At 70.9% G+C, this 7,037-nt stretch carries 6 protein-coding genes; 3 read left to right on the plus strand and 3 right to left on the minus strand.

The window, feature by feature from the left end:
- From AB0J39_RS36910 to AB0J39_RS36920, 3 genes are all read right to left on the minus strand, one after another.
- Positions 1 to 255, minus strand: a 255-nt coding sequence (locus tag AB0J39_RS36910) for an amidase family protein (RefSeq protein ID WP_363473396.1), incomplete at its 3' end; no start/stop codon positions are given.
- Positions 252 to 551 carry an Asp-tRNA(Asn)/Glu-tRNA(Gln) amidotransferase subunit GatC gene (gene gatC / locus AB0J39_RS36915; RefSeq protein ID WP_030506108.1) on the minus strand — a complete coding sequence of 100 codons (300 nt, stop codon included), beginning with the start codon at positions 549 to 551 and terminating at the stop codon, positions 252 to 254. The genes AB0J39_RS36910 and gatC, both read right to left, overlap by 4 nt.
- Positions 552 to 664: 113 nt before the next feature.
- Positions 665 to 2,746 carry an EAL domain-containing protein gene (locus AB0J39_RS36920; RefSeq protein WP_363473404.1) on the minus strand — a complete coding sequence of 694 codons (2,082 nt, stop codon included), beginning with the start codon at positions 2,744 to 2,746 and terminating at the stop codon, positions 665 to 667.
- Between the two features lie 362 nt (positions 2,747 to 3,108).
- Between AB0J39_RS36920 and AB0J39_RS36925 the strand changes: the two genes are divergently transcribed.
- The 3 genes from AB0J39_RS36925 to AB0J39_RS36935 all read left to right on the plus strand — a co-directional run bounded on the left by AB0J39_RS36925 (position 3,109) and on the right by AB0J39_RS36935 (position 6,945).
- A complete protein-coding gene (locus AB0J39_RS36925; protein WP_363473398.1) occupies positions 3,109 to 4,506 on the plus strand; it encodes a glycoside hydrolase family 6 protein in 1,398 nt (465 codons plus the stop codon).
- Positions 4,507 to 4,634: 128 nt separating this feature from the next.
- The gene (locus tag AB0J39_RS36930; RefSeq protein ID WP_363473400.1) at positions 4,635 to 5,744 is read left to right on the plus strand and encodes a hypothetical protein; all 1,110 of its coding nucleotides are present in this window, start codon (positions 4,635 to 4,637) and stop codon (positions 5,742 to 5,744) included.
- Between the two features lie 85 nt (positions 5,745 to 5,829).
- Positions 5,830 to 6,945 carry a DUF234 domain-containing protein gene (locus AB0J39_RS36935; protein ID WP_363473402.1) on the plus strand — a complete coding sequence of 372 codons (1,116 nt, stop codon included), beginning with the start codon at positions 5,830 to 5,832 and terminating at the stop codon, positions 6,943 to 6,945.
- The last annotated feature ends 92 nt before the right edge of the window (positions 6,946 to 7,037 follow it).

The following is a 7,037-nucleotide window of genomic DNA, read 5'->3' on the forward strand; positions in this document are numbered from 1 at the left end:
GGTGGTGGTTAACACGTCCTTGGGCGCGCCCGGCACCCCGGCGAGGGGGCCGTGCGACCCGCCCGGGGCGCGGCGCCCGTCGACCGCGCGGGCCTGTGCCAGCGCGGACTCGGCGTCGACGTGCAGGAACGCGTTGACCCTGCCGTCGACCTCGGCGATCCGATCGAGGTGGGCCTGGGCGACCTCGACGGCGGTGACCTCTCGGGAGGCGACCAGCTCGCCGAGCTCGGCGGCGGTCTTGCGAATCAGACTCATTCTTCCTCCCCGAGGATCCGCGGCACGCGGAAGCGGTCGTCCTCCACCGCGGGCGCGCCGGACAGGGCGCCCTCGGGCGTGAGGCCGGGCCGTACGTCGTCGGGCCGGAACACGTTGGTCAGCGGAAGCGCGTGCGAGGACGGCGGGATGTCGTCGGCCGCCACCTCCGCGACGCGGGCGACGGCGCCGACGATCTGGTCGAGCTGGGCGGCGAAGTGGTCGAGCTCGTCGTCGGCCAGTGCCAGCCGGGACAGCCGGGCGAGGTGAGCGACCTCATCGCGGGTTATGGCGGACATGAGTCGTCGAACCCGTTTCATGATGGAGATTGGACCTACCCATCCTAGGGCTCGTCGCCTAGCGCGGCCGACCCGACGACGCCGCGTCACATGGTCTTAATGCGACGTCCGGATCACGGAGGGGTCAGTGCGGCGCGGGACGGTGCGCTGTCGCCGTCACGGTCACGGAAGGCCGCGCTGAGCCGGCCGCGCAGCCACGTGGTCGCCTCACTGGCCGGCATGGGCTTGGCCAGCCACCACCCCTGGCCCGCGTGGCAGCCCATTTCCCGCAACAGCGTCGCGATCTCCGGCGACTCGATCCCCTCGGCGACCGACCTCAGCCCGAGGGACCGTACGAGGTCGATGATCGAGCGGACGATGCGCTCGTCGTCCGGGGACTCCCCGAGCCGCCGCACGAACGACGCGTCGATCTTCACTTCGGAGACCGGGAGCCGCTGGAGACGGACGAGCGAGGAGTAGCCGGTGCCGAAGTCGTCCAGGGCGAGCTGGATGCCGAGGCCGGCCAGGGTGCGGATCGTCTCGGCGCTGTAGGCCTGGTCGGTCATGAGGATGCGCTCGGTGACCTCCAGCCGGATGGCCTCGGGAGGCAGCTCCAGCTTCTCCAGCCCGGACTCCAGTTGCTCGGGCAGGCTCGAGTCCAGCAGGTCACGGGCCGACACGTTGACCGAGACCGGCACGTCGACGCCCGCGTGCCACCACCGGGCCGCCTGCCGCAGCGCCTGGCCGATGACGTGCTGGGTGAGCTCGCGCATCAGGTAGGACTGCTCGGCCAGCGGGATGAACTCGGCGGGCGAGATCGGCCCGCGCACCGGATGCCACCAGCGCAGCAGCGCCTCGACGCTCTCGACCCTGCCGTCCTCGAGGCTCACCTTGGGCTGATAGTGGAGCTCCAGCTCGTCGGCGTCGATCGCGCGCCGCAGGTCGCCGAGCAGGCTCAGCCGTTCCGGCGAGTTGCGGTCCTTGCCCGGCAGGTAGAACTCGACGCCCGTGCGGCCCTCCTTGGCCAGATACATCGCCACGTCGGAACGCTGCATCAGCAGCTCGAAGTCCGGCGCGTGGTCGGGATAGAGCGCGATGCCGATCGACGCGTCGAGGTCGAAGGTCATGCCCTCGAGGCGTACCGGCTCGGTCAGCGCGACCCGCAGCCGCGAGGCGACCTCCTTGGCCGCCTGCGCGTCCCTGATCGACGGGAGCAGCACGGCGAACTCGTCCCCGCCGAGGCGGGCCACCACGTCGCCGGGCCGCACGCTGTGGGTGAGCCGGTGGGCCACGATCTGCAGCAGCCGGTCGCCGACCGGATGACCGAGCGTGTCGTTGACCTCCTTGAAACGGTCGAGGTCGAGCAGCAGCAGACCCACCCGCTCGTGTTCGCGCGCCTCGGCCAGGGCCTCCTCGGTACGCAGGATGAGCATCTTGCGGTTCGGCAGGCCGGTGAGCCCGTCGTGGGTCGCCTGGTGGTCGCGGCGCAGCGAGAGCGTCGCGGTGAAGTAGACGGCGGCCAGCGGCGCGACGAACAGGGGGACTAGGGCCGTGGAGTGCGCCATCACGACGACCACGAGCGGCGCGAGGCCGAGCAACGCGCCGTAGACGAGGGCCTGCGGGCCGATGGACGCCTTCATCACCCGGGCCAGCGGCCGGCGCTCGTGCAGGGCCACCGCCTGGCAGACCAGGATCGCGCGGACCGCGAAGTACGCCGCGGCGGCCACCGCGATGGCGGGGATGTCGCCACCGTCGGGCGTCCAGGGCCTGCCGGGAGCGGGATGCGCGCCGAACGCGGCGAAGGCCGCGGCCGCGGCCACGCAGGCCAGGGTCACCTGGGCGAGGTTGAACGACACCCGGTGCCAGGCCCTGCGGTGCACGAGGCCGCTGACCACCACGGCGATCGCCTGCATCAGCGCCGCCGTCGGCAGGCCCTGGTACATCAGCACGGCGAAGGTGAACATCGTGGAGGCCGGCGTGCCCCCGACGAGCGTCGAGGAGCTGAACATGACCGGGCGCAGCTCGCCCAGCACCACCAGGACGGTCAGCATCCAGAACAGCGGAGCGCGGGCCACCTCGCCCAACTCGCCGAAGCCGAGCCGTACCTGCGCGATCACCAGCGCGGTGACGCCGACGGCGATGACCGCCGTGAGATAGGCCCACAGGGGCGAGCCGGGGCGCGGTCCGGTGTCCCGGGTGTCGACGGGCGTGGACATTTCGCCCAGGTCGACGGCGGGCAGAAGGACGCGTGGCACCCCGGCGAGCGGCATGAGACCGCGTGAAAGCGTCATCGGTAAGAAACCCCCCAAGAGGTCACTATGGGAGGGTACGGCCTCTGGGCCACTTCGCGAAACCGCTTGGGCACACTGCGTCACCATGATTTCTGGAGATATCACGGCCTGACCGGACTTGTGGTGAAAGTTTCAAGTGCTCCACAAGTCCGCTCCCCCGCTCGCCTGCACCTATTTGGTTGGCCGTCCGTACGAATATCGAGCGGCCCTTCTTGGACCCACCATTGGCTCCCTACCATCCGAGAGAACTGTGGGAGCGCTCCCACATTACCGGACGGAGTATTTCCATGTCTCGCAGATTGACGGCGGCTGTGCTCGCAGCGGTCGCCACGGCCGCGGTGGGAGCGTCCGTGCTCGCCTCCTCCGCCGCGCAGGCCGCCGACTCCGCCTTCTACGTCGACCCGACGACCAGCGCGGCCAAGTGGGTGGCCGCCAACCCCAACGACAGCAAAGCCGCCGTGATCAGGGACCGCATCGCCGCCGTCCCGCAGGGCCGGTGGTTCGCCAGCTACAACCCCTCCGCAGTGCGCAGCCAGGTCGACGCGTACGTGGGCGCCGCAGCGGCGGCCGGCAAGATCCCGATCATGGTCGTGTACGAGATGCCGAACCGCGACTGCGGCGGCGCGAGCGCGGGTGGCGCTCCCGACCACGCGTCGTACCGCGCGTGGATCGACCAGGTCGCCGCGGGCCTCGGCGGGCGTCCGGCCTACATCGTCCTGGAGCCCGACGCCCTGTCGATCATGCCGAACTGCATGAACTCCTCCCAGCAGGCCGAGGTCCAGGCGTCCATGGCGTACGCCGGCAAGAAGTTCAAGGCCACCTCCCCGAACGTCAAGGTCTTCTTCGACGCGGGCAACGAGGCCTGGGTGGGCGCCTCCGACATGGCCAACCGGCTGCGGGGCGCCGACATCGCCAACAGCGCGGACGGCATCGCGCTCAACGTCTCCAACTACCGGTTCACCACCGCCACGGTCTCCTACGCCAAGAACGTCATCGCGGCCACCGGCCTGTCCTGGCTGAAGGCCGTGATCGACACCAGCCGCAACGGCAACGGCCCGGTCGGCAGCGAGTGGTGTGACCCTGCCGGTCGCGCCACCGGCGCCTGGAGCACGACGAACACCGGCGATTCGGCGATCGCCGCGTACCTGTGGGTCAAGCCTCCGGGCGAGTCCGACGGCTGCATCGCCCCGGCCGGTCAGTTCGTGCCGCAGCGGGCCTACGACCTGGCGATCGCCGCCCCGTACACCCCGCCGCCGGTGTCCCCGTCGCCCTCGCCGTCGCCCTCGCCGTCGCCCTCGCCGTCGCCGTCCCCCTCGGCTTCGCCGTCGGCGCCCCAGTCCCCCTCCCCGTCCCCGTCGGTCTCGCCGACGTTCACCGGCAACCGCGGCTGTACGGCGGTCTACAAGGTCGTCAACTCGTGGGGCGGCGGCTTCCAGGGTGAGGTCACCGTGACCAGCGCGGGCTCCTCGGCGATCAACAACTGGACCGTGAAGTGGACGATGCCCGGCGGGCAGTCCATCACCCAGGCGTGGAACGCCAACCTCACCGGCAGCAGCAGCGTCACGGCCACGAACCTGAACTGGAACGGCAACCTCGCCCCCGGCGCGAGCACCACGTTCGGCTTCCTCGGCAGCTCCAGCGGGACCCCCTCCACTCCGTCCCCCCTGGTCTGCACCACCTCCTGACCCCCGCGTAGTCCAGGCGTGCCGTACGGCTCCCCAGCCGTACGGCACGCCTTTCGCGCTACACGGATACCGGCATATGGCGTTCGGATTCGGTGTCCGCCGGGAGAGAACCGGCGTAGATTCGTTCCATGATCTCGTGGCGGGATCGGATGGGACGCTGCCTGGCCGGCGGGGCCGTGGTCGCGCTGCTTCTCGCCGCGTCCGCCTCGTATCCCGTCGAGATGCTGGACCCGCGGTTTCTGGACGCGGGCGGCTGCCCCTCCGCGGTGATGGACGTGCGGGGAACCGCCGACAGGCCGGGGCCGCTGGTGCCCGCCGAGGGCGCCGTCTCGGTGACACTGTGCGAGCTGATCACACCGGCGAGGGGCGGTCCCGGGCCGATGCCGTCGCCACGGCCCGGACGAGACCGCACCCTCGGCACCCACGTCGCCGAGATGATCGCCGTACTCAACGCGTTGCCCACGCGAGACGAGGCGGAAGCGGCGGCACGGGCTCTCATGACCGCTCGGGGTGATACGCCGCCCGAGGACCTGCACATGGGCCAGGCCTGCACCGCCATCGGGTACGGCGAGCAGTTGTCGTTCGCGGTGCGCTACCGCGACCGGCCACCCGCGCTGCTCCTGCTCGACCGCAACTGCGGCGTTGTCCACCACGCGGGCCGGACCCGCTTCCTGGACGGGCAGCCGGTCGACCGCTTCCTCTCCTTCTATCGAGATCAGACCGCGAGGGACCCGGACGCGATCCCGGCGCCGACGTGCCCGGCCAAGGTCGCGGTGACGGACATAGACAACCGGCCGGACCTGGAGTTCCCCCAGGACGGCATGGCCCGCAACCGGGGCCGCGGGGACGGGTTCCTGCCCAGCCCGCTGGCCGCGGTCACCGCCTGCCGCTATCACGCGGACGGAAACGTTCTGCAGCTGGGCGCTCACCGGGTCCTGCGAGAGGATCTCGAACCCGTCCGGGAGATCCTCAACACCGCGGCCGCCATACAGAGCGTGACCGACAGCGGGGGCACCACCGACTTCGTCAACGGCGTCGACTGCGGAATGCCGCACCCGACACGGGCCACGACGCCGGTCAGCCGTCTCGACGTCGTGTGGGCGGCCGACATGACCGGGGCCGTCGCGGAGATGCGGATCTGGCGTGCCCCCTGCCAGGCCGTGTTCAGCGGCACCGCCGCCGGACTGAGGGCCGAACCCGCGCTACTGGACCGTCTCGATTCCTGGCTGGGCGGCTGACGCCTCCACCGTCATGGCACCTGACCGGCCTCCGGCCGGAACAGGTACCGCGGCGCCGGAGACCCGGATCCTGGCATCCCCGTCCGTGGCCGTGCCCGACCAGACGCCGAGCATCGCCGTCATCGACGAGGTGCCGTGGCTGGTGGAACAGGACCGAGAGTTCGAGGGCGCATTGCAGACGGTCTGGGATCGGCATCTGTCCGCCAAACCAGTGCTGCTCATCCTGGTCGGCAGTGATCTGTCGGTGATGGAGGCGCTGCGGGCCTATGGCCGCCCCTTCTTCGGTCGCGCCGCGAAGATGACCGTCCAGCCGCTGCATCCCACGGATGTGGCCGTCATGACCGGACTGGGCGCCGCCGACGCCATCGACGCCTTCCTGATCACCGGCGGGTTCCCGGAGGTGGTCCAGGCCTGGCAGCCGGGCATGAACCGCATCGACTACCTGCGGGAGTCGTTGGCCAATCCGCTGTCAGCGCTGCTGATGGTCGGCGAACTGTCGTTGCTGGGGGAGTTTCCCGAGGCCTCCCACTCTCGCGCGGTCCTGTCGGCGGTGGGCAGCGGTGCACGCACGTTCTCCGCTATCGCCACCGAGGCGGGCGGCGCCGCTCCCCTGGCCTCCGGCACGCTTTCCCCGCTGCTGTCCACCCTCATCGGCAAACGCGTGCTGGCCGTCGACAGTCCGCTGTCGACGAAGCCGGACACGAAGAACAAGCGCTACCGCATCGCGGATCCCTACCTGCGGTTCTGGCTCGCCTTCCTCGACCGTGGCATTCCGCTGGTCGAGCGCGGCCGGGGGGAACGCGTCCTGGCCTTCATCGAACGCTCCTGGACCTCCTGGCGGGGCCGGGCCGTCGAACCCGTCGTCCGTGAGGCACTGCTGCGGTTGCTGCCCGATGACCGATGGCCGGAGACCGAAGCCACCGGCGGGTGGTGGAACCGCCAGAACAACCCCGAGATCGACCTCGTCGGGGCTGACCGTGAGCCGGTCGCGCGGCGCGTCCACTTCCTCGGCTCGATCAAGTGGCTGGAGAACGCGTCGTTCGGGCGGCACGAATACGAGAGCCTGGTGCGCGACATGCTCGCCGTCCCGGGCGGCGACACCGGGACTCCGCTGGTGGCCGTTTCCCGCTCCGGTGTCGACGACGGCCTGCCGCTCGCCGCGCACTGGGGCCCCGAAGACCTGCTGGCCGCCTGGCGGTGACGGGGGAGCGCTCAACCTCGGCTGCCCCTGCTCCCGTTGGCGCTGCCCTGTGCTCCCGCCGGCGCTGCCCTGTGCTCCAGCCGATGCTGCCC

The organism is Microbispora sp. NPDC049633 (genome assembly GCF_040675265.1).
In the GTDB taxonomy this organism is placed as follows: domain Bacteria; phylum Actinomycetota; class Actinomycetes; order Streptosporangiales; family Streptosporangiaceae; genus Microbispora; species Microbispora maris.

Bases quoted from the DNA above. Each gene is read 5' to 3' on its own strand.
- gatC (WP_030506108.1), bottom strand. From the start codon at position 551: ATGTCCGCCATAACCCGCGATGAGGTCGCTCACCTCGCCCGGCTGTCC.
- AB0J39_RS36920 (WP_363473404.1), bottom strand. From the start codon at position 2,746: ATGTCCACGCCCGTCGACACCCGGGACACCGGACCGCGCCCCGGCTCG.
- AB0J39_RS36925 (WP_363473398.1), top strand. From the start codon at position 3,109: ATGTCTCGCAGATTGACGGCGGCTGTGCTCGCAGCGGTCGCCACGGCC.
- AB0J39_RS36930 (WP_363473400.1), top strand. From the start codon at position 4,635: ATGATCTCGTGGCGGGATCGGATGGGACGCTGCCTGGCCGGCGGGGCC.